This is a genomic window from Streptosporangium minutum (assembly GCF_002149035.1).
In the GTDB taxonomy this organism is placed as follows: domain Bacteria; phylum Actinomycetota; class Actinomycetes; order Streptosporangiales; family Streptosporangiaceae; genus Streptosporangium; species Streptosporangium minutum.
Map to the genome: position 1 here is coordinate 74879 of NZ_NGFP01000004.1, position 19095 is coordinate 93973.

Consider the following 19095-nt stretch of genomic DNA (forward strand, 5'->3'; position numbering starts at 1 on the left):
GCTACCGCTACACATCGAGGAATCGGACGTCTCGCGCGTTCCTGATGATGAAGGAGCGGCGGGCCTCGACGTCCTCACCCATGAGAACGCTGAACAGCTCGTCGGCCTGGGCGGCGTCGTCGAGGGTGACCAGGCGCAGGACGCGGGTCTCGGGGTTCATCGTGGTCTCCCAGAGCTGGGAGGCGTTCATCTCACCCAGACCCTTGAACCGCTGGATGCCGTCGTGCATGCGCGGGTCGCGCTTGCCGCGGGCGATGCCGTCCGCGATGATCGCGTCGCGCTCCGGGTCGGAGTAGGCGTAGGAGGCGTCCTCGCCCCGGCGGTCCCACTTGATCTTGTAGAGGGGGGGCTGGGAGAGGTAGACGTGCCCGGCCTCGATCAGCGGCCGCATGAAGCGGAACAGCAGCGTCAGCAGCAGCGTGTTGATGTGCTGGCCGTCGACGTCGGCGTCGGCCATCAGGATGAGCTTGTGGTAGCGGAGCTTGGTGATGTCGAACTCGTCGTGGACGCCGGTGCCCATCGCGGTGATCAGCGCCTGGACCTCGGTGTTCCGCAGCACCTTGTCGATGCGCGCCTTCTCCACGTTCAGGATCTTGCCTCGGATGGGCAGGATCGCCTGGAACTTGGAGTCGCGGCCGCCCTTGGCCGAGCCGCCCGCCGAGTCACCCTCGACGATGAACAGCTCGCACTTCTCGGGGTCGCTCCACTGGCAGTCGGCCAGCTTTCCGGGCAGACCGGAACCGGACTCCAGCAGCGACTTGCGCCGGGTCAGGTCGCGGGCCTGGCGGGCGGCCAGACGGGCGCGGGAGGCCTGCAGGGACTTGTTGATGATGTCCTTGGCCTCGCCGGGGTTGCGCTCGAACCAGTCGCGCAGGTGGTCGTTGCAGGCCTTCTGGACGAACGACTTGGCCTCGGTGTTGCCCAGCTTGGTCTTGGTCTGGCCCTCGAACTGCGGGTCGGCCAGCTTCACCGAGATGATCGCGGTGAGACCCTCACGGATGTCCTCACCGGCCAGGTTGTCGTCCTTGCCCTCCTTGAGGAACTTCTGCTCGCGCGCGTAGCGGTTGACGATCGACGTCAGCGCCGCGCGGAAGCCCTCCTCGTGGGTGCCGCCCTCGGCCGTGTTGATCGTGTTGGCGAAGGTGTAGACCGACTCGCTGTAGGAGTTGTTCCACTGCATGGCGATCTCGACCGAGATCCCCTCGCCGCTCTCCTCGAAGTCGATCACGGAGACGTGAGCGGACTCCTTCTTGGAGTTGAGGTGCTTGACGAAGTCGGACAGGCCGCCCTCGTAGTGGTAGACCGCCTCTTTGGGCTCGCCGTTGATGTGGTCGGGCCGCTCGTCGCGCAGGGAGATCGTCAGGCCCTTGTTGAGGAAGGCCATCTCCTGGAAGCGGCGCGAGAGCGTCTCGAAGTTCCACGTGGTGGTCTCGAAGATCGTCGGGTCGGCCCAGAAGGTGATCGAGGTCCCGGTCTCCTCGGTCGGCTCCCCCTTGACCAGGGGGTGGACCGGCCGGGTCTCGGCATAGCTCTGCTGCCAGTGGTGCCCGTCGGTGCGGATCTCCACCTCCAGCTTGCTGGAGAGGGCGTTCACCACCGAGACGCCCACGCCGTGCAGGCCGCCGGAGACCGCGTAGGACTTGCTGTCGAACTTGCCGCCCGCGTGCAGCACCGTGAGGACGACCTCGACGGCCGGGCGGCCCTCCGCCTCGACGATGCCGACCGGGATGCCCCGGCCGTTGTCCACGACCCGCACGCCGTTGTCGGCGAGCAGGGTGACCTCGATCCGGTCTGCGTGGCCGGCCAGCGCCTCGTCGACGGAGTTGTCCACGACCTCGTAGACGAGGTGGTGGAGACCGCGCTCGCCGGTCGAGCCGATGTACATACCTGGGCGCTTACGGACCGCCTCGAGTCCTTCGAGAACGGTGATTGAGCTAGCGTCGTAGGACAAGTGCGGAATCCTCCTGCCGCGGACATGCGGCGGGAGCGAACTTCAGCCCCACCGTGCCCGTCACCGTCGTGAATGCCCCGATGCGCTCACCCAGGGGAGTCGGCTTACGTGCCGGGGGTGACACGCAAACGGACGTGTCCGGAATTCAGTTTCATTCTAGCGGCTCAGAGCGCATGATGTGGCATTGACGGGCTCCAGAACGCTCTGTCGCGCGTCGACCCTCCGCTCAAGCATCCCCCTACACGGAGGGGGGTCATCGCGCCAGAAGGGCCGCTGATCCGTTTCTGGCCAGTCGATCAGCCGTAGGTGTCACCTGGGCCGCGGCTCCCGGTGACCCGCAGACCGCCGCTGGGACGCGGGCCGTTCTGCGGGCCCCGCACCTTCACCCGCTGCACCGTTCCGTCCCCGAGCTCCTCGTTCAGGCGTCTGACCAGGGTTCTTGCCAGCAGCCGCACCTGGGTCGCCCAGGCGGTGGAGTCGGCGACCACCAGGACCTCGCCGTCGGCGAAGGTCTCCGGCTTGGTGTGCGCGGCCAGATCGGGACCGACGATCTCGTGCCATCTGCCGAAAACCCCGCCCACGGCCACCGGCTGTTCCCAGCCGCGGTCGGCCAGCAGATCGGTGATGGCCCGGCCGAAAAGCTGGGGATCGCCGAAATCCCTGCGCGGCCCGGTCGCCCTGCGCCGGGGCTCCCGGCGGGGAAGCTGCCCTCTTTTGGCGGCGTCGGCCTTGGCCTGGGCCAGCTTCTCCCTCGCCAGCGCGGCGCCCTTGGCCGCCGCGTTCTTCGCCGATCCGGCCTCCGGCGGTGTGCCGCCGGAGGCCGGGCGTGCGTCCCCGGAGGATCCCGGCGTGCCGCCCGAGGCGGGGCGGGCGTCCCCGGAGGGCGCCGGGCCGGATTCCGGCCGCCTCTCATCGGACACGGTGCACGCTCCCCTCGGTGACGTCGAACCGGGCTCCGACCAGCTCCGCGGGGACGTCGGCGGCGACCGCGGCGGTGATCAGCACCTGCTCGGCCGGGGCGACGATCTCGGCCAGCCGGCCGCGGCGCTGGTTGTCCAGCTCGGCGAAGACGTCGTCGAGGATCAGCACCGGATCGCCGCCGTCGGCCCTGAGCAGGTCGTAGGCGGCCAGCCGGAGGGCCAGCGCGAACGACCACGACTCGCCGTGGCTGGCGTAACCGCGGGCGGGCAGCTCCCCCAGGCCGAGGAACAGGTCGTCGCGGTGCGGGCCGACGAGGGTGACCCCGCGTTCGATCTCGGAGGTGCGGACCTCCAGCAGGGCGGCGCGGAGCCGCTCCTCCAGCGTCGCGCGGTCGGTCCCCGCCTCGGTGGACAGCGTGCCGCGGTATTCCAGGGCGGCGGGGGCGGAGTTGGGCGCCAGGGCCGCGTAGGAGGCGGCGACCAGCGGCCGCAGCGCCTCGACGAGCTCCAGCCGGGCCGCCAGCAGCTCGGCGCCGTGCCTGGCCAGGTGGGCGTCCCAGACCTCCAAGGTGCTCAGGGGGTCTCCCGCGCCGGCCGCGGCGAACGCCGCGTCGTTGTCGGCCCGCCGCCCGCTCCGGCCGCCCCGCCGCGCCTGAGCCGCCGTGCGCAGCAGCGCGCCGCGCTGCTTGAGCACCCGGTCGTAGTCGGCGCGGACCCCGGCGAAACGGGGCGTCCTGGCCACCAGCAGGTCGTCGAGGTAGCGGCGCCGCTCCGAGGGGTCGCCCTTGACCATGGCCAGGTCCTCGGGGGCGAACAGGACCGTGCGCAGCAGCCCGACGACGTCGCGCGGGCGGGACACCGGTGAGCGGTTCAGCCTGGCCCGGTTGGCCTTGCCCGGGTTGATCTCCAGCTCGATCAGCGCCCGCCGGTCCTCCCGCACGACCACGGACCGGATGATCGCCCGCGCCGCCCCCTGCCGCACCAGCGGCCCGTCGTTGGCGACGCGGTGGCTCGACTGCGTCGCCACGTAACCCAGTGCCTCGACCAGGTTGGTCTTGCCCTGCCCGTTGGGGCCCACGAAGGCCGTGACACCGGGCTCCAGGCCGAGGTCGACGGCGTCGTAGGACCGGAAGTCGGTCAGGGAGAGGTTGGCGACATGCACCCCAGGAAGATTAGTCGGCCACGCCCGCATCTGGGGCCTCGCCGCGTCCGCCCGGCTCGCGCCTGCGGACGAGCCCGTCCCCGTGCCGGGCCCGCTCCCGCCGCCGCGGGAGCGGGCGGCCGTACGGCTCGCGCCCGCGGGAGCACGCCGGTCTCGGCTCCGAGGCGTCCGTCACCGTACGGCTCGCGCCCCGCGGGAGGAGCCCCGGCAGGCGGCCGGAACCGGCCCTCGCCGGGTACGGCCCGCGCTCGCGGGAAAGGTGCGGGCCGTACGGGGAGACGGTCCGGCCGTCGCCTACTTGTCGGCCTCCACCGGCGGGACGACGTCGGCGCCGGGGGCGTCCGCGCCCTTGGCGAACTCGCCCTCCTTGGCGGTGACGGCGTGCCCGCCGAACTGGTTGCGCAGGGCCGCGACGACCTTCATGGCCGGGGAGTCCTCCTGCCGGGAGGCGAACCTGGCGTACAGCGCGGCGGTGATGACCGGCAGCGGCACCGCGTGGTCCACGGCCGCCTGCACCGTCCACCGGCCCTCGCCGGAGTCCTGCGCGTAGCCCTTCAGCTCGGCCAGGGCCGGGTCCTCGTCGAGCGCGCGGACCATCAGGTCCAGCAGCCACGAACGGATGACCGTGCCGTGCCGCCAGCTCTTGAAGGCGCCGGGCACGTCGGTCACGACGTCGGAGGCCTCAAGCAGCTCCCAGCCCTCGGCGAAGGCCTGCATCATGCCGTACTCGATGCCGTTGTGGACCATCTTGGCGAAGTGGCCGGCGCCGACGTCGCCCGCGTGGACGAAGCCGCCCTCCTCGGGCTTGAGGGTCTCGAAGACCGGCATCAGCCGCTCGACCTCGGGCTTGGAGCCGCCGACCATCAGCGCGTAGCCGTTCTCCAGGCCCCAGATCCCGCCGCTGACGCCGCAGTCGGCGAAGCCGATCTCCTTGGCTCCCAGCTCGGCGGCGTGCTTCTGGTCGTCCAGATAGTGCGAGTTGCCGCCGTCGATCACGATGTCGCCGGCCGACAGCAGGTTGCCGAGCTCCTCGATCGTCGCCTGGGTCGGCGCTCCCGCGGGCACCATGACCCACACCGCGCGCGGCGCCTGGAGCCGATCCACCAGGTCCTTCAGGCTTGAGACGTCACTGACCGCCGGATCGCGGTCGTAGCCGACGACGTCGTGACCGCCGCGGCGCAGCCGCTCGGCCATGTTGCCGCCCATCTTGCCCAGTCCGACCATGCCGATCTGCATACGAGCACCCCCTTCAGGGTTCCATCATCCACCTACACCCGGCGTGCCAGCGCGAGCCGTACCAGATCGGCGTTTCCGTCAACAGGATCACCCACAGGGCTGTGGAGGACGTCCTCCAGGCCGATGCGCGTGGCCAGGCCCAACTGCCCCGCCTCGTCCACAAGTATCCAAGCCGGTCCCTCCTCCCCGTGGAGGAGCCGCGGGCCGGGGACGGAGAGCTCGTCCAGACGGCCGAGCACGGTGTGCGCGCGCGACACGGCGGTGTCGGCGGAGCCCCCGATGATCTCGACGAGAACCCGCACGCACTCCAGCCCCGTCGAGGCGAGCGCGTCGGCGTCGTCCACGGACCAGACCCCGGCCTCGACCCCCACGCCGAGCCGTCGGAGATCATGCCACAGGTCGGAGAAGCCGGGTTCGGAGAGGTTCACCGAAGCGAAGTCCGGCCGGTCCTCCTCGGGAAGTGCGGCCCAGCCGCCCACGGCCTCGCGCCTCGCCTCCACGTCCCCGCCCGTCATCCACAGCCCCGTGCTCACCCCGACGGGAAGCCCGGGGCAGGCCCGCCGTACCGCGCGGACGGCCGCACCGACGTGGACGGCGCTGAGCGACTCGCTGCCCGCCTCGTCACGCGGATGCATGTGCACGGCCGCCGCACCCGCCTCACGGGCCTCACGGGCCGCCTCAGCGAGCTCCAGGGGGGTCAGGGGAAGGGCCGGGTGGTCCCCGGCCTTCCTGCTCCCGTTGAGACATGCCTTGATCATGGTCACGCCCATCCACGGCTCCCGGTGAGGTCCGGCGTCCGCGGCCGGGGCTCTCCCGGCCGCTCCGGGACAGGGTGTCAGCTCGACAGGCGGATGGGCATGATCAGGTAGCGGTAGTCGGGGACGCCCTCGTCGTCCACGTGCTTGCCGCCGGTGAGGATCGCGGGCTTGGTGGAGGTGGTCATCTGCAGGCGGGCCACGTCGGAGTCGATCGCGCCGAGCCCCTCAAGCAGGAACTGGTGGTTGAAGGCGATGTTGATGTCGTCGCCCTCGAAGTCGACCGGGAGCACCTCGACCGCCTGGGCCTCGTCGCCGCTGCCCGCCTCCAGGACGACCTCGTCGCCGCGGAAGGCCAGCCGGACCGGGGTGTTGCGCTCGGCGACCAGGGCCACGCGCTTGACGGCCTCGACGAACGCGCTCGTGGACAGATCGGCCCGGGCCGAGAACTCGGTCGGCAGCAGCGAGCGGTACTTGGGGAACTCCGGGTCGAGCAGGCGGGTGGTGGTGCGGCGACCGGCGCTGGAGAAGCCGATCATGCCCTCGCCGGTGCCGCCGACGGAGCTCATCGCGATCTCGACCTCGGCGCCGGTGCTCCCCAGGGCCTTCGCCGCGTCGGCGAGGGTCTTGCCGGGGATCATGGCGATCGCCGAGAAGTCGGGCTGGCCCGGCTGCCACTTCAGCTCCCGTACGGCGAGGCGGTAGCGGTCGGTGGCGGCGAGGGTGACGGTGTCGCCCTCGATCTCCACACGCACGCCGGTCAGCATCGGCAGGGTGTCGTCCTTGCCGGCGGCCACGGCGACCTGGCCGACGGCCGAGGCGAACACGTCGCTGCCCACCCGCCCGGCGGCCGGGGGCATCGTCGGCAGGGAGGGGTAGTCCTCCACAGGCATGGTGAGAAGTGTGAACCGGGCGCTGCCACAGGTGACGACCGCCTTCGCGCCCTCCACGACGAAGTCCACCGGCTGTGCGGGGAGCGCCCTGGTGATCTCGGCGAGGAGCCGGCCCGAGACGAGCACCACGCCCGCCTCGCCGCTCTGCGGTTCGAGGGTCACCTCGGCGGAGACCTCGTAGTCGAAGCCGGAGAGCTTGAGCTGCCCCTTCTCCGTGACCTCGAGACGCATGCCGGCCAGCACCGGCACGGAGGGACGCGCCGGAAGACTGCGTGCCGTCCATGCGACCGCCTCAGCGAGCACGTCTCGCTCGATCCGGAACATCACGTGGATCTGCCTCCTGTGTGTTGAGCGCTCTTCGCTCGGTGCCTTGGGTTCGGATGTTCACTGTCCCGCACATGCGCTCCCCGGAACCCCTCTATGGCTCTTGGGTTTTCTAGTTAGAGATACAAGGGGTCATCGCATTAGGGGCTGTGGAAACTGTGGAAGATCGTTGTTTTCGCAGGTCAAGTATAGTTTTTCCATCCACCGGGCCTGTGGGTGGAAGGTGTGGAGAACTCAAGGGCCTGGGGAGAACCGAGCTCTGCACACAGGCCGTCCCCAGATCTTGGTGTCTTCATCCACCGGTTATCCACGAGGTTTCCCCAGGTTCTCCACGGGGTAGAGAGTCGTTTTGTCCCTGGGGAAAACTCTCTTCACAGGGCGTCCACAAGTTGTCCACGAGTTCTCCCCAGGTTGTCCCCAGGTTGTCCCCAGATTCATCCCCAGGCCGTGGAGACGCCCGGAACCCCCCGGACCAGCGTTGATCATGGTCGGGCGCGCCGATCGCCTCCGGATGACACGTCCGTACCACTGATCCACAAGGTTTTCCACAGCCTGTGCATCACGGTGGAGGGAATCTCATCCATTGCGCGACTGCTGCTTGATCCTCGTGGTGAGTTCGTTGACCTGGTTGTAGATCGAACGACGCTCCGCCATGAGCGAGCGGATCTTCCGGTCGGCGTGCATGACCGTGGTGTGGTCGCGTCCGCCGAACTGCTGGCCGATCTTCGGCAGCGACATGTCGGTGAGCTCCCTGCACAGATACATGGCGATCTGCCGGGCGGTGACCAGGACGCGCGAGCGCGACCCGCCGCACAGGTCGTCGATCGACAGGCCGAAGTAGGCGGCGGTGGACGCCATGATCGTGGCGACCGTTATCTCGGAGCCGGCGTCCTCGGTGATCAGGTCCTTGAGCACGACCTCGGTGAGCTGCAGGTCGACCGACTGCCTGTTGAGGCTGGCGAACGCGGTGACCCTGATCAGGGCCCCCTCCAGCTCGCGGATGTTGGTGGAGATGCGGCTGGCGATGTACTCCAGCACCTCGGGCGGGGCGGCCAGGCCCTCCTGGATCGCCTTCTTGCGCAGGATCGCGATGCGGGTCTCCAGCTCGGGCGGCTGGACGTCGGTGATCAGGCCCCACTCGAACCGGTTGCGGAGCCGGTCCTCCAGGGTGACGAGCTGCTTGGGCGCCCGGTCGCTGGAGATGACGATCTGCTTGTTGGCGTTGTGCAGGGTGTTGAAGGTGTGGAAGAACTCCTCCTGCGTCTGCTCCTTGCCCTCAAGGAACTGGATGTCGTCCACGAGCAGGATGTCGACCGCGCGGTAGCGGCTGCGGAAGCCGTCGGCCTTGTGGTCGCGGATGGAGTTGATGAAGTCGTTCGTGAACTCCTCCGAGCTGACGTATCTCACCCGCGCGCCGTCGTAGAGGCTCTGCGCGTAGTGGCCGATCGCGTGCAGCAGGTGGGTCTTCCCCAGGCCCGAGTCGCCGTAGATGAACAGCGGGTTGTACGCCTTGGCCGGCGCCTCGGCCACCGCGACGGCGGCCGCGTGGGCGAAGCGGTTGCTGGAGCCGATGACGAAGGTCTCGAAAGTGTACTTCGGGTTCAGTCGGGCGGGCTCCCCCTGGGTACGGCTGCCGCGGCCGTCCCACCGGTTGTGCACACCGCCGGCGCCCGGGGCCTGCGCGGGCCGCTCGAAGGTGTCCGGTTCCGAACGCGAGGGAGGAGAGGGCCGCGGGGTGTATCCGCCTCGGCCGTATCCGCCGCCCTGCTCCGCCGGGGGCGGGGCCGGGGAGGACTCCGCGGGGAGGTACGGCTGCGCCTGCTCCTCCCTGTGTTGATAGGTGTAGGAGAACGGCTGGGCCTGTGGCTGATGCTGTGGATACTCGGTGGACGGCGGGGCCGCGGTCCCGGCGGCCGGATAGGGGTGCTGGGACCCGGAAGCGCCGTGGTGCTGGGGGGTTACCGGCTGTGCATAAGTCTGCTGCGGCCCGCCACTCTGTGGATAACTCTTGGGCGGCGCCTGTGGATAGGACTCCGGGCGGGAGGCGACACCGGAGTCGGAGCCCGTGGCGCTGGGGTCCACCATGACCGCGACCCGCATCGGGCGGCCGAACTCCTGGGAGAGCGCGTGGCTGATCAGGGGACGGAGCTTGTCCTCCAGGACATCCCTGGCGAAATCGTTGGGGGCCGCGAGCACCACGGTGTCGTTCATGAGGCCGAAGGGCCGGGTCATGCTGAGCCAGACACGCTGCTGGGACGGGACGCTCTCGTTGAGGGAGTTCTCCAGCGCCCGTGCCCATACCGCGCTGAGATCCATTCCATCCATGCCCGGCTCACCTCCTCCGACGCGGCCCCCGTGAGCTCACCGCGATCTGTTTATCCACACCGATGATCGCCGGGCGCATCGGATTTCCCCGTTGTCCACATGCCGGCCTGCCCGTGGCTCCGCGGAGGCGCTGCCTGAAATCCACATCGAATCCACACGGTGTGCACAGCCCCGCACTTGCCGCCTGACGCGTTCCGGCAGCGGAGAGAAGGTCTGGGAGGGCCGACAGTAGCCCTGTCCACAGCTGTGTACAAGACGTTGTCCACAGCCTAGTGGCAGTGCGGGGGAGGCTGAGTGCACATCCTGTGGACGGCGGGGCGGCGGTGGATAAAGGGGCTGTGGATTCGTGGATAACCTATATCCGCGTGTCTCCGGTTTGACCTGGACACGCGTTCCCCGTAGCGTACGACGGTCGGCTTGCCACGCGACGGCTATTTCGCATGCCCCGCTTCCGGCAAGCCAGCCATCGTCGAGCGTCCCCATGTGCTGGGGATGCGTCTCAAGCCTGGAGCCCACTCGTGAGCAAGCGTACTTTCCAGCCGAACAACCGTCGTCGCGCCAAGACCCACGGCTTCCGGCTGCGCATGCGCACCCGCGCCGGCCGCGCCATCCTGGCCGCCCGCCGCCGCAAGGGCCGCGCCGAGCTCTCCGCCTGACGCATCCGTTGCGCCCGGTCCGCCGGGCCAAGGCAGCGTTCCGTCGCCCGTCGGCCGTGATGTCGGCGGGCGATAGCCGTACCTGCCCAGGGTCAGACAAGGTTCTCTCGTGTTGCCGTCCGGGTCCCGCATGCGTCGGGGCGAGGAGTTCGCCAACGCGGTCAGAAAGGGAAGCCGTGCAGGCCGTCCCACCCTGGTCGCGCATTTAAGCGTGCGCGCGGATACGGACGAGCCGCCCCTGGTGGGATTCGTGGTGAGCCGTGCCGTGGGAGGCGCGGTCATCCGAAATAGAGTCAAACGTCAATTGAGACACCTCATCCGGGACCGTCTGCATCGTCTTCCGAGAGGTAGCCTGCTGGTTGTACGCGCCAATCCACCGGCCGCGTCCGCGCGACGCGAGCGCCTTGCCGCCGAACTCGACGTCGCGCTGGATCGTTTACTCAGGCGGCGAGAGCCTCCCAAGGCTCACATGGATGGGCGATGATGACGGCGCAGCAGATCGCCGGAGTTTCTCCGGCTGCCAGGATCCTGATGGCTCCTATCCGGTTCTACCGGACCTTCGTGAGCCCTCTGCTGGGTCCTCGTTGCCGTTTCCATCCTTCGTGCAGCGCTTACGGCCTTGAGGCGATGGCCGTCCACGGTGCGCTGCGCGGCACATGGTTGACGATCCGGAGAATCGGGCGTTGCCACCCATTCCATCCCGGAGGTTTTGACCCGGTGCCCCCACGCCCGGGCCGGTCCGACGAAACGCAAGGGAGCTAGCTCGGTGGAGCTGTCCTGGCTGAACTGGCTTTACACAGCCGTCGCCCAAGTCATCACCTGGATTCACCAGGGTTATAGCAGCTTCCTCGCCCCTGACAGCGGGCTGACCTGGGCGCTGACCATCATCACCCTGACGGTGCTGATGCGGCTGCTGATCTTCCCTCTCTTCCTCAAGCAGATGCGCTCGTCGAAGAAGATGCAGGAGCTGGCGCCGAAGGTTCAGGAACTGCGCAAGCGTTACAAGAACGACAAGCAGCGCATGAACCAGGAGGTCATGGCGCTGTACCAGGGGCAGGGGGCCAACCCGCTCGGCGGCTGTCTGCCGATCGTGGCCCAGTTCCCCATCTTCATCTCGATGTTCACCGTGCTGCAGGCGATGGCCAACGGCCAGCTCAAGTTCGGCATGACGCAACATCTCGTCGACAGCGCCCGCGCGGCGCACATCTTCGGCGCGCCCCTGCCGGCGACGTTCTGGACCGACTCGGCCGACATCATCAAGCTGGGCGCCGACCCGGTCGTCACCAAGGTCGTTCTCGCGGTCTTCGTGGCGATCAGCTCGCTGACCACCTTCCTCACCGTCCGGCAGAGCGTGACCCGCTCGATGGCCCAGATGCCGGACAACCCGATGGCCCAGCAGCAGAAGATCCTGATGTACATCTCGCCGCTGTTCGCGATCTTCTCGCTGAACTTCCCCCTCGGCCTGATCCTCTACTGGGTCACCACCAACCTCTGGACTCTCGGGCAGCAGCACTGGTTCTACAGCCGCAACCCCTCCCCGGTGGCCGACGCCAAGGGCAACATGGTCATGCCCGAGCCCAAGCCGGGCCTGCTGAGCAAGGTCAGGAAGTCCGCTCCCGAGCCCGAGGCGCCCCCCGCGGCGCCCGAGCCCAAGCCGATCCGCCAGCAGCCGACCCGCCAGCCCCGCAGCAAGCGGACGGGCAGCAAGAAGTCCTGACGACATCCCGACAGTACGAAGGAGTGGCCGGACGTGACCGAGGCCGAGGCCGAAAAGGAGACCGTGAAAGCGGCTCCTGATCTCGCTGCGCTGGAGCAGGAAGGCGAGATCGCGGCGGACTACGTCGAGGGTCTGCTCGACATCGCCGACATCGACGGTGACATCGACATGGACGTCGAAGGCGATCGCGCCGTGGTGTCGGTCGTGGACATCAAGGGCGGCGACCTCGTGGGCCCCAACGGCGAGGTGCTGGAGGCGATCCAGGAGCTGACCCGGCTCGCCGTCCATCGCCAGACCGGAGAGCGCTCGCGGCTGATGCTGGACATCGGCGGTTACCGCGACCGCCGCCGGACGGAGCTGCGCGAGCTCGGCACCAAGATCGCCGCGGACGTCAAGCGCGACGGCGAGCCCAAGTCGTTGCAGCCGATGACCCCGTTCGAGCGCAAGATCGTGCACGACGCGGTCGCGGCGGCGGGCCTGCGGAGCGAGTCCGAGGGCGAGGAGCCCCGTCGCTTCGTGGTGGTCCTGCCCGTATAGCGGCACAAACGACGGAGACTGGCCGTCGTCCCCGGTTTCTCGGGGACGGCGGCCTTTTTCGCGGCCTGCCCTTGTGCGCTGCCACGGAACGGGCCGTTAGCCTTAGAAAATCCTGATCCAGACAGTTCCGAGGAAGAGTGAGCGTCGAGTGAGCGAGCAGATCCCCGAGCCGCCCGAGGTTGCGCGCGAGGTGTTCACCGGCGACGCCTGGTCCAGAGCGGAGACGTTCGCGGAGTTGCTGGCCGGGCCGGGCGTGGTGCGCGGACTGCTCGGCCCCCGTGAGGTGCCCCGCATCTGGGACCGTCACCTGCTCAACTGCGCCGTGGTCGCCGAGGCCGTCCCCGCCGACGTGCGGCTGGTGGACATCGGCTCGGGAGCCGGCCTGCCCGGCCTGGTGCTGGCGATCGTACGGCCGGACATCACGGTCACCCTCCTGGAGCCGCTCCTGCGCCGGACGGTGTTCCTTGAGGAGTGCGTGGAGGCCCTGAAGCTCGGTAACGTCGAGGTGCTGCGCGGCCGGGCTGAGGAGTTCGCGGGCAGGCGCGAGTTCGACGTGGCCTCCGCACGCGCGGTGGCGCCGCTCGAACGGTTGCTGAAGTGGTCGCTGCCGCTGCTGCGCGAGGGGGGCGAGCTCCTTGCGATGAAGGGAGAGCGGGCAGCGGAGGAGCTGGCGGACGCCGAGGGGCAATTGCGGTCCAGTGGGGTGCTGACCGCCGAGCTTGTATCGGTCGGGCACGGTAAGGTCGAGCCGCCTGCAACTCTCATCCGAGTGGTCGCCGGTCGGGCCTCTGATGGAGCGCGGCAGGCCTCTCGCCGGAAGGATCGTGAATCGCGATCGAAGCGACCACGACGCCAGTAGACAGACCGAGCAAAGCGAGTACGAGGCCAGTGAATGACCGTGGAAGTGCGATCGTCGGCGCGGCGGGCGGTCTCGGCTGGCCGGAGAATCCCGTCGCCTCGCCCCATGGAAGCTCCTCTGGCCTGGGCTGGCCGGCATCGGCTCCCGCCCCCGTAGTCAGGCCGGCTGAAAGGACGACGACCGTGACCCAGACCCCCCTTAATCCCGGCGACTCGCCGCTGGTACGAGAGGCACTCAGCTCAGTGGTTTCACGTGAAACATCGGCCCAGACGACTACGGCCTCCCCGGGAGGCTCCACGGGGACCCGGGACGGGGACTGGCCCCGCCCTCCCAAGACACGCATCTTCACCGTCGCCAACCAGAAGGGCGGCGTGGGCAAGACCACCACCTCGGTGAACCTGGCGGCGGCCCTGTCCATGCACGGCCAGCGGGTGCTCGTGGTCGATCTCGACCCGCAGGGCAATGCCTCGACGGCGCTGTCCATCGAGCACCGTGGCGACGTGCCCGACATGTACAAGGTCCTGGTGGAGGACATGCCGCTGGGGGAGGCCGTCAAGGAGGTCCCGGATATGCCCGGCCTCTACTGCGCTCCCGCCACGATCGACCTGGCCGGTGCCGAGATCGAGCTGGTCTCCATGGTCGCGCGTGAGGCCCGCCTGCAGCGCGCGCTGGGCGCGTACAAGGCGATCGAGTTCGACTACGTCTTCATCGACTGCCCTCCCTCGCTCGGCCTGCTGACCGTCAACGCGCTGATGGCCGCGACCGAGCTGCTGGTCCCCATCCAGTGCGAGTACTACGCGCTGGAAGGTCTCGGGCAGTTGCTCAGGAACGTGGATCTTGTCCGCGCCCATCTGAATCCGACGCTTGACATGTCCACCATCCTGCTGACGATGTACGACGGGCGGACCCGGCTGGCCTCACAGGTCGCCGAGGAGGTCCGGTCCCACTTCGGCGACACGGTGCTGACCACCCTGATCCCCCGTAGCGTGCGTGTCTCCGAGGCGCCGAGCTACGGCCAGTCGGTCATGACCTACGACCCGGGCTCCAGCGGTGCGATGGCCTACATGGACGCCGCCCGTGAGATGGCCTACCGAGGCGCGGCCGTGTGAGCGTTGAAAGATTCGCGGCCGTCACCGCCGCGGAGATCACTGAGGGTGGAACCTTGAGCCGCGGGAGGGGCAGTGAGTAAGCAGCCGAGAGGGATGGGCGGCAGAGGGCTGGCGGCGCTCATCCCGGGCCCGCCCGTGGTGCAGAGCGCGGCACCGTCGGCGACCGCGACGATGGTCGCGCCGGAGCCCGCGGCGCAGCAGCGCCAGCCGTCCCCGCAGCCGGTGGCGGGTGCGTATTTCCTTGAGATCCCGATCGAGAGGATCGAGCGCAATCCACGCCAGCCCAGAACCGTCTTCGACGGCGAGGCCCTGAAGGAACTCGCCGATTCGATCACCGAGGTCGGCCTGCTCCAGCCCATCGTCGTCCGCGCCATGGGCAAGGACAGCTACGAGCTCATCATGGGAGAGCGCCGCTGGCGTGCCTCCAAACTCGCGGGACTCAAGGAGATCCCCGCGATCGTCCGGAGCACCCAGGAGGACAAGCTCCTCCTGGACGCGCTCATCGAGAACCTCCAGCGTGAGCAGCTCAACCCGCTGGAGGAGGCGGCGGCCTACCGGCAACTGCTCGACGACTTCGGCGCCACCCACGAGCAGCTCGCCGTCCGCGTCGGCCGCTCCCGTACCCACGTGACCAACACCCTGCGCCTGCTCAAACTGCCGCCCCGAGTCCAGCTCCGCGTCTCGGCCGGCACGATCACCGCCGGGCACGCGCGGGCTCTGCTGGCCCTCGACGACCCCGCGGCGCAGGAACGCCTCGCTGACCGGATCGTGGCCGAGCTGCTGTCGGTCCGTGCGGTCGAGGAGATCGTGGCGGTGGGCGACGTGAAGGCGGCACCGACGCCTGCCCCGAAGACCCCCCGGGCGAAGCCGGACGAGGAGCCCGCTCTCCGCCATCTGGCCGATCGCCTCTCCGACCGTTTCGAAACCCGGGTGAAGGTGGACTTCGGCCGCCGTAAGGGCCGCATCGTGGTCGAGTTCGCGACCATTGACGACCTGGAGCGCATCATCGGGACCATGGCCCCGGGATCCATGCAGCCGGCGGAGGAGTAGTCACCTCGCACATGAGTCACACCTGCGGGCGGTCTCCCTGTTTCACGTGAAACAGGGAGACCGCTTCCGTTTTACGCCGGGATCGAACCGGAAGCGGTGCGGAGCCACACCGCTCACATCCTCAGGAAGGCGCCTTCCTGTCCGTCGTCGGCTGGGAGGGTGTCTCTCCGGTCAGACAGCTCAGGTGCCACCGTGTCGTTCGCGGGTGATAGTAGGGGAGTGATCGATCAGTTTGACGGGTCGCTCCAGTCCATCTCCGTGATGATCGTGAGAAAGGCGATGCGATGAGCTACGCAGAGGTCAACGGACTGTCCCTGTACTTCGAGGAGCACGGCTCCGGCGAGCCCCTGGTGCTGCTGCATGGCGGATTCGGCGCGGGAGAGATGTTCGCGCCCATCCTCCCGGCGCTGGCCGAGGGACGGAGGGTCATCCTGGTCGATCTGCAGGGCCACGGGCGCACGGCGGATGTCGACCGTCCGCTGCGCCCGGAGCTGATGGCGGACGACATCGCGGCTCTGATCAAGCATCTCGGCCTGGCACAGGCCGACATGATGGGCTACTCCCTGGGAGCGGACGTCGCCCTGCGCACCACGGTCCAGCACCCCCAAGCCGTCCGTCGACTTGTGCTCGTCTCCACCCCGTTCAGGCGGGACGGGTGGCACCCGGAGGTCGTGGCGGCGATGGACCGGATGAGCGCCGAGGCCGCCGAGACGATGAAGCAGTCCCCGATCTACGAGCTCTACTCCCGGCTTGCGCCGAGGCCGCAGGACTGGCCGGTGCTGATCGGCAAGATGGCCGAGATGAAGAAGCAGGACTACGACTGGACTACCGAGATACCGTCCATCACCGCTCCCGTCCTGCTGGTCTTCGGTGACGCTGACGCGGTACGCCCCGCGCACATGGTGGAGTTCTACGGCCTGCTGGGCGGAGGACTGCGGGACGCCGGCTGGGACGGGGCAGGCCGCTCGATCGCCCGGCTGGCGGTCCTGCCCGGCGCCACGCACTACGACATCCCGACGGCACCCGGGCTGGCAGCCACAGTCCTGCCGTTTCTGGATTCATAACTGGAGCCGGCGAGGGGCGCGACGTCAGTGCCGAGGCGGGTATGCCCACGCTTGCTGGCGCGGGCCGGGGCCACGTCCACGGACATGGTGTACGGGGTTCCGCCGGTGCCGGACGGCAGTAACCGCGCCCCCGTCCACTTCCAGTCCAACACCAGGGACATCCACCTAAGCGGCGCTGTACGGGGGAAGGCCAAAAGCACGGTGGGGGCAGGTGGGGTGGCCGGAGCCGCCCCTTCCGTACGGCGCGCACCGTTTGACGGCGATCGACCCCAACCCCCACCTGCGGCCCCAGCGCCGGCATCGGACTACTCGTCCACCATGCCACCGGACGTGGCGCGAGTCGGAGAGGGACGGACCTCAAGCTCCACCGTTTCGACGTGCGGGTTCACAGGGGCACCCGGTCATACTCGCCCGCATCCTCCGCACTCTCGTTCTTTCTGTCCTGAGCACGCATGCCCGGGGAGGGTGCCGCTGTTTCACGTGAAACAGCGGCTCATGGAAGGAAGAGCTCTGTCCTGATCGCGCCCCCATGGACGCCCTGGTTGCTTCGGGCGAAATTCAGTCCACCCGGAGACCGGCCCCCCTGTTCCGAACGCGGGCTCCAGAAGGCGCGCCTGTTTCACGTGAAACACGTCCTACGAAGGCGAGGTCTCCATTTCGGAGGCATTGCCCCGACCGAGGAGGTGGCACTTCACACAAAGCGCGGACCGCCGGGAAGCCGGACTCCCTGTTTCACGTGAAACAGGGAGTCGCCACGTGTGGTGATCGCACTGGCCCATCCGCTCTGACGCCCGAGACGCCCTCACTCAAGGAGACCCGGCTGGCCGTCGATCGCCGCGCGGACGGCGAGGCGGATGTCGGAGACGAACGTGTCGATGTGCTCAGGCGTGGTGTCGAAGGACGTCACCCACCGCACCACGTTCTCGTCCGCGTCCCAGACGTGGAAGAGGTAACGCTGCTGGAGCTCCGTGATCGCCTTCTCGGGGAGGGCCGGGAACACGGCGTTGGACTGGACGGGATAGCGGAGCGAGAGGCCGGGAAGGTCGGCGACACCGTCGGCCAGCCGGTGAGCCATCGCGTTGGCATGGGCCGCGTTCTCGCGCCAGAGGTCACCGGTGAGGAGTGCGGTCAGTTGGGCGGAGACGAAGCGCATCTTGGAGGCGAGCTGCATGCCCTGCTTGCGTAGGAACAGTGCCGGAGCGTCCAGTTCGGGGTTGAGGATGACGAGTGCCTCCGCACCCATGGCGCCGTTCTTGGTGCCGCCGAAGCTGAACAGGTCCACCCCCACGTCGGTGGTGAGCGCACGCATCGAGCAGTTGAGCTCCGCCGCCGCGTTGGCCAAGCGAGCACCGTCCATGTGGAGGAAGAGACCACGTGCGTGAGTGAACTCCGCCAGCTCGGCGATCTCGTCGGCGGTGTAGCAGGTGCCGCACTCGGTCACCTGGGAGATGGAGACGGCGCGAGGCTGGGAGCGCTGAGTGTTGCCCAGTGCGGAGAGCTGACCGCGGATGTCATCCACAGTGATCTTGCCATTGTCCGTGGGGAGGGGGATCAGCTTGGTGCCGAGCAGGCGTTCCGCGGCACCGCATTCGTTGCTGTTGATGTGGGCGGTGTCAGGGCAGAGCACGGCGTCGTAGGGACGGAGCACGAGACCCAGCCCCACCACGTTGGCGCCGGTGCCGTTGAACATGGGGTAGACGGTCGCCTGGGCGCCGAACTCGGCACGGAAGGCGTCCTCTGCCGCTCGGGTCCAGACGTCATCACCGTAGGCAGGGGCGTCTCCGGTATTGGCTTCGACGACGGCGGCGAGCACCGCGGGGTGCACGCCCGCGTGGTTGTCGCTGGCGAAGCTCTTGGGGAAGGGTGTGGGAGTCAGCACAGGACCAGCCTAGGCGAGCGGCTCTCGCGGCCGATCTACGCGCTGGACGCGCCTGTCGCACCCGCCGGGCGCGTCCGCCGTACGTGCGCCGAGTGGGTCTGACGCATCCGACAGATACGCGCTGTACCTGCCGGATGCGCCCGTCGTACGTGCGCCCGGTGCGTCCGGCGTACCTGATGGATGTGGCTCGCCGTACCCGCCGGGTACCCTGCCGTACCTGCCGGGTGCGCCCGCCGTACGGATTCGGCGTGCGCCCCCTCGGCGACGCGGTGCCTCCGCCGATCACGGGCGATCCGGGGTGTGGGGTCAGGCGGCGCCGCGGGCGGCGGCCTGTTCCAGCAGGACACGGCAGAGGGTGCCGAGGTCGTCGCCGGCGGCCTCGACGGCCATGGGGAGGAGGGAGGTCTCGGTCATGCCGGGGGCGACGTTGACCTCAAGGAAGTGGGGGAAGCGCAGATGCGGCCGGACCGTCTTGAACCCCACGGAGAGCAGGTAGTCGGCGGGCATCAGGCACGCCCCCGGCTGCTCCCACTTCAGGTCGCCGAACGCCTCGATCGCCCGCACCCCGCGCCGGGTCAGGTCCTTGGCCACGCCCTGGACCAGCATCCGGCCCAGGCCGCCGCCGGAGAACTCGGGGACGATGTGCGCGGTCATCAGC

General features: G+C 68.9%; 17 protein-coding genes and 1 pseudogene. 9 read left to right on the top strand and 9 right to left on the bottom strand.

The genetic code is table 11. The annotated features are described in order from the left end of the window. Positions 1-7: 7 nt before the first annotated feature. The 7 genes from gyrB to dnaA all read right to left on the bottom strand — a co-directional run bounded on the left by gyrB (position 8) and on the right by dnaA (position 9566). Positions 8-1951, bottom strand: a complete 1944-nt coding sequence (gyrB, locus tag CA984_RS01790) for a DNA topoisomerase (ATP-hydrolyzing) subunit B (RefSeq protein WP_086567182.1) — start codon at positions 1949-1951, stop codon at positions 8-10. A gap of 296 nt (positions 1952-2247) precedes the next feature. Continuing rightward, positions 2248-2871 carry a DciA family protein gene (locus CA984_RS01795; protein WP_086567185.1) on the bottom strand — a complete coding sequence of 208 codons (624 nt, stop codon included), beginning with the start codon at positions 2869-2871 and terminating at the stop codon, positions 2248-2250. Beyond that, complete coding sequence (gene recF, locus CA984_RS01800) at positions 2861-4033, bottom strand: DNA replication/repair protein RecF (protein ID WP_086567188.1); 1173 nt, start codon at positions 4031-4033, stop codon at positions 2861-2863. Before recF ends, CA984_RS01795 begins: the two co-directional genes overlap by 11 nt. Before the next feature lie 294 nt (positions 4034-4327). After that, positions 4328-5269 carry a phosphogluconate dehydrogenase (NAD(+)-dependent, decarboxylating) gene (gene gnd, locus CA984_RS01805; RefSeq protein WP_086567191.1) on the bottom strand — a complete coding sequence of 314 codons (942 nt, stop codon included), beginning with the start codon at positions 5267-5269 and terminating at the stop codon, positions 4328-4330. Positions 5270-5301: 32 nt separating this feature from the next. Beyond that, on the bottom strand, positions 5302-6039 hold the full coding sequence (locus CA984_RS01810) for a 3-keto-5-aminohexanoate cleavage protein (protein ID WP_086567194.1): 738 nt from the start codon (positions 6037-6039) through the stop codon (positions 5302-5304). Between the two features lie 65 nt (positions 6040-6104). Further along, on the bottom strand, positions 6105-7244 hold the full coding sequence (gene dnaN, locus CA984_RS01815; RefSeq protein WP_086567196.1) for a DNA polymerase III subunit beta: 1140 nt from the start codon (positions 7242-7244) through the stop codon (positions 6105-6107). 573 nt (positions 7245-7817) lie between these two features. Beyond that, a complete protein-coding gene (dnaA, locus tag CA984_RS01820) occupies positions 7818-9566 on the bottom strand; it encodes a chromosomal replication initiator protein DnaA (protein WP_242675675.1) in 1749 nt (582 codons plus the stop codon). Positions 9567-10084: 518 nt separating this feature from the next. Between dnaA and rpmH the strand changes: the two genes are divergently transcribed. From rpmH to CA984_RS01865, 9 genes are all read left to right on the top strand, one after another. Continuing rightward, entirely contained in the window at positions 10085-10222 is a 138-nt protein-coding gene (rpmH, locus tag CA984_RS01825; protein ID WP_010849920.1) for a 50S ribosomal protein L34, read from the top strand. A gap of 109 nt (positions 10223-10331) precedes the next feature. Continuing rightward, positions 10332-10706, top strand: a complete 375-nt coding sequence (gene rnpA / locus CA984_RS01830; RefSeq protein WP_086567198.1) for a ribonuclease P protein component — start codon at positions 10332-10334, stop codon at positions 10704-10706. After that, a complete protein-coding gene (yidD, locus tag CA984_RS01835) occupies positions 10703-10984 on the top strand; it encodes a membrane protein insertion efficiency factor YidD (protein WP_242675677.1) in 282 nt (93 codons plus the stop codon). The genes rnpA and yidD overlap by 4 nt, the downstream gene beginning before the upstream one ends. A 4-nt stretch (positions 10985-10988) precedes the next feature. Next, on the top strand, positions 10989-11939 hold the full coding sequence (yidC, locus tag CA984_RS01840) for a membrane protein insertase YidC (protein ID WP_086567201.1): 951 nt from the start codon (positions 10989-10991) through the stop codon (positions 11937-11939). A gap of 33 nt (positions 11940-11972) precedes the next feature. After that, entirely contained in the window at positions 11973-12476 is a 504-nt protein-coding gene (locus CA984_RS01845) for a Jag family protein (RefSeq protein ID WP_086567205.1), read from the top strand. Between the two features lie 148 nt (positions 12477-12624). Beyond that, the gene (gene rsmG / locus CA984_RS01850; RefSeq protein ID WP_086567208.1) at positions 12625-13335 is read left to right on the top strand and encodes a 16S rRNA (guanine(527)-N(7))-methyltransferase RsmG; all 711 of its coding nucleotides are present in this window, start codon (positions 12625-12627) and stop codon (positions 13333-13335) included. A 341-nt stretch (positions 13336-13676) separates the two neighbouring features. Continuing rightward, positions 13677-14444 (top strand): ParA family protein, encoded by a 768-nt coding sequence (locus CA984_RS01855; protein WP_133061510.1) that lies wholly within the window; start codon positions 13677-13679, stop codon positions 14442-14444. A 72-nt stretch (positions 14445-14516) separates the two neighbouring features. Then, positions 14517-15494, top strand: coding sequence for a ParB/RepB/Spo0J family partition protein (locus tag CA984_RS01860; protein ID WP_086567215.1), 978 nt, complete (start codon positions 14517-14519; stop codon positions 15492-15494). 284 nt (positions 15495-15778) lie between these two features. Continuing rightward, a complete protein-coding gene (locus tag CA984_RS01865; RefSeq protein WP_086567218.1) occupies positions 15779-16558 on the top strand; it encodes an alpha/beta fold hydrolase in 780 nt (259 codons plus the stop codon). Positions 16559-17360: 802 nt separating this feature from the next. Here the strand turns inward: CA984_RS01865 and CA984_RS01870 are convergent. Together CA984_RS01870 and CA984_RS47630 are read right to left on the bottom strand one after the other, a co-directional pair. After that, positions 17361-18437: a threonine aldolase family protein gene (locus tag CA984_RS01870; protein WP_086567221.1), complete on the bottom strand. Its 1077-nt coding sequence runs from the start codon at positions 18435-18437 to the stop codon at positions 17361-17363. Between the two features lie 306 nt (positions 18438-18743). Beyond that, positions 18744-19095, bottom strand: a pseudogene (locus tag CA984_RS47630) (hypothetical protein); the annotation flags it as partial.

What these genes read in the sequence shown, in the direction of transcription:
- dnaA (WP_242675675.1), bottom strand. Translation starts at nt 9,566, where the DNA reads ATGGATGGAATGGATCTCAGCGCGGTATGGGCACGGGCGCTGGAGAAC.
- CA984_RS01865 (WP_086567218.1), top strand. Translation starts at nt 15,779, where the DNA reads ATGAGCTACGCAGAGGTCAACGGACTGTCCCTGTACTTCGAGGAGCAC.
- yidD (WP_242675677.1), top strand. Translation starts at nt 10,703, where the DNA reads ATGATGACGGCGCAGCAGATCGCCGGAGTTTCTCCGGCTGCCAGGATC.
- gnd (WP_086567191.1), bottom strand. Translation starts at nt 5,269, where the DNA reads ATGCAGATCGGCATGGTCGGACTGGGCAAGATGGGCGGCAACATGGCC.
- CA984_RS01810 (WP_086567194.1), bottom strand. Translation starts at nt 6,039, where the DNA reads ATGGGCGTGACCATGATCAAGGCATGTCTCAACGGGAGCAGGAAGGCC.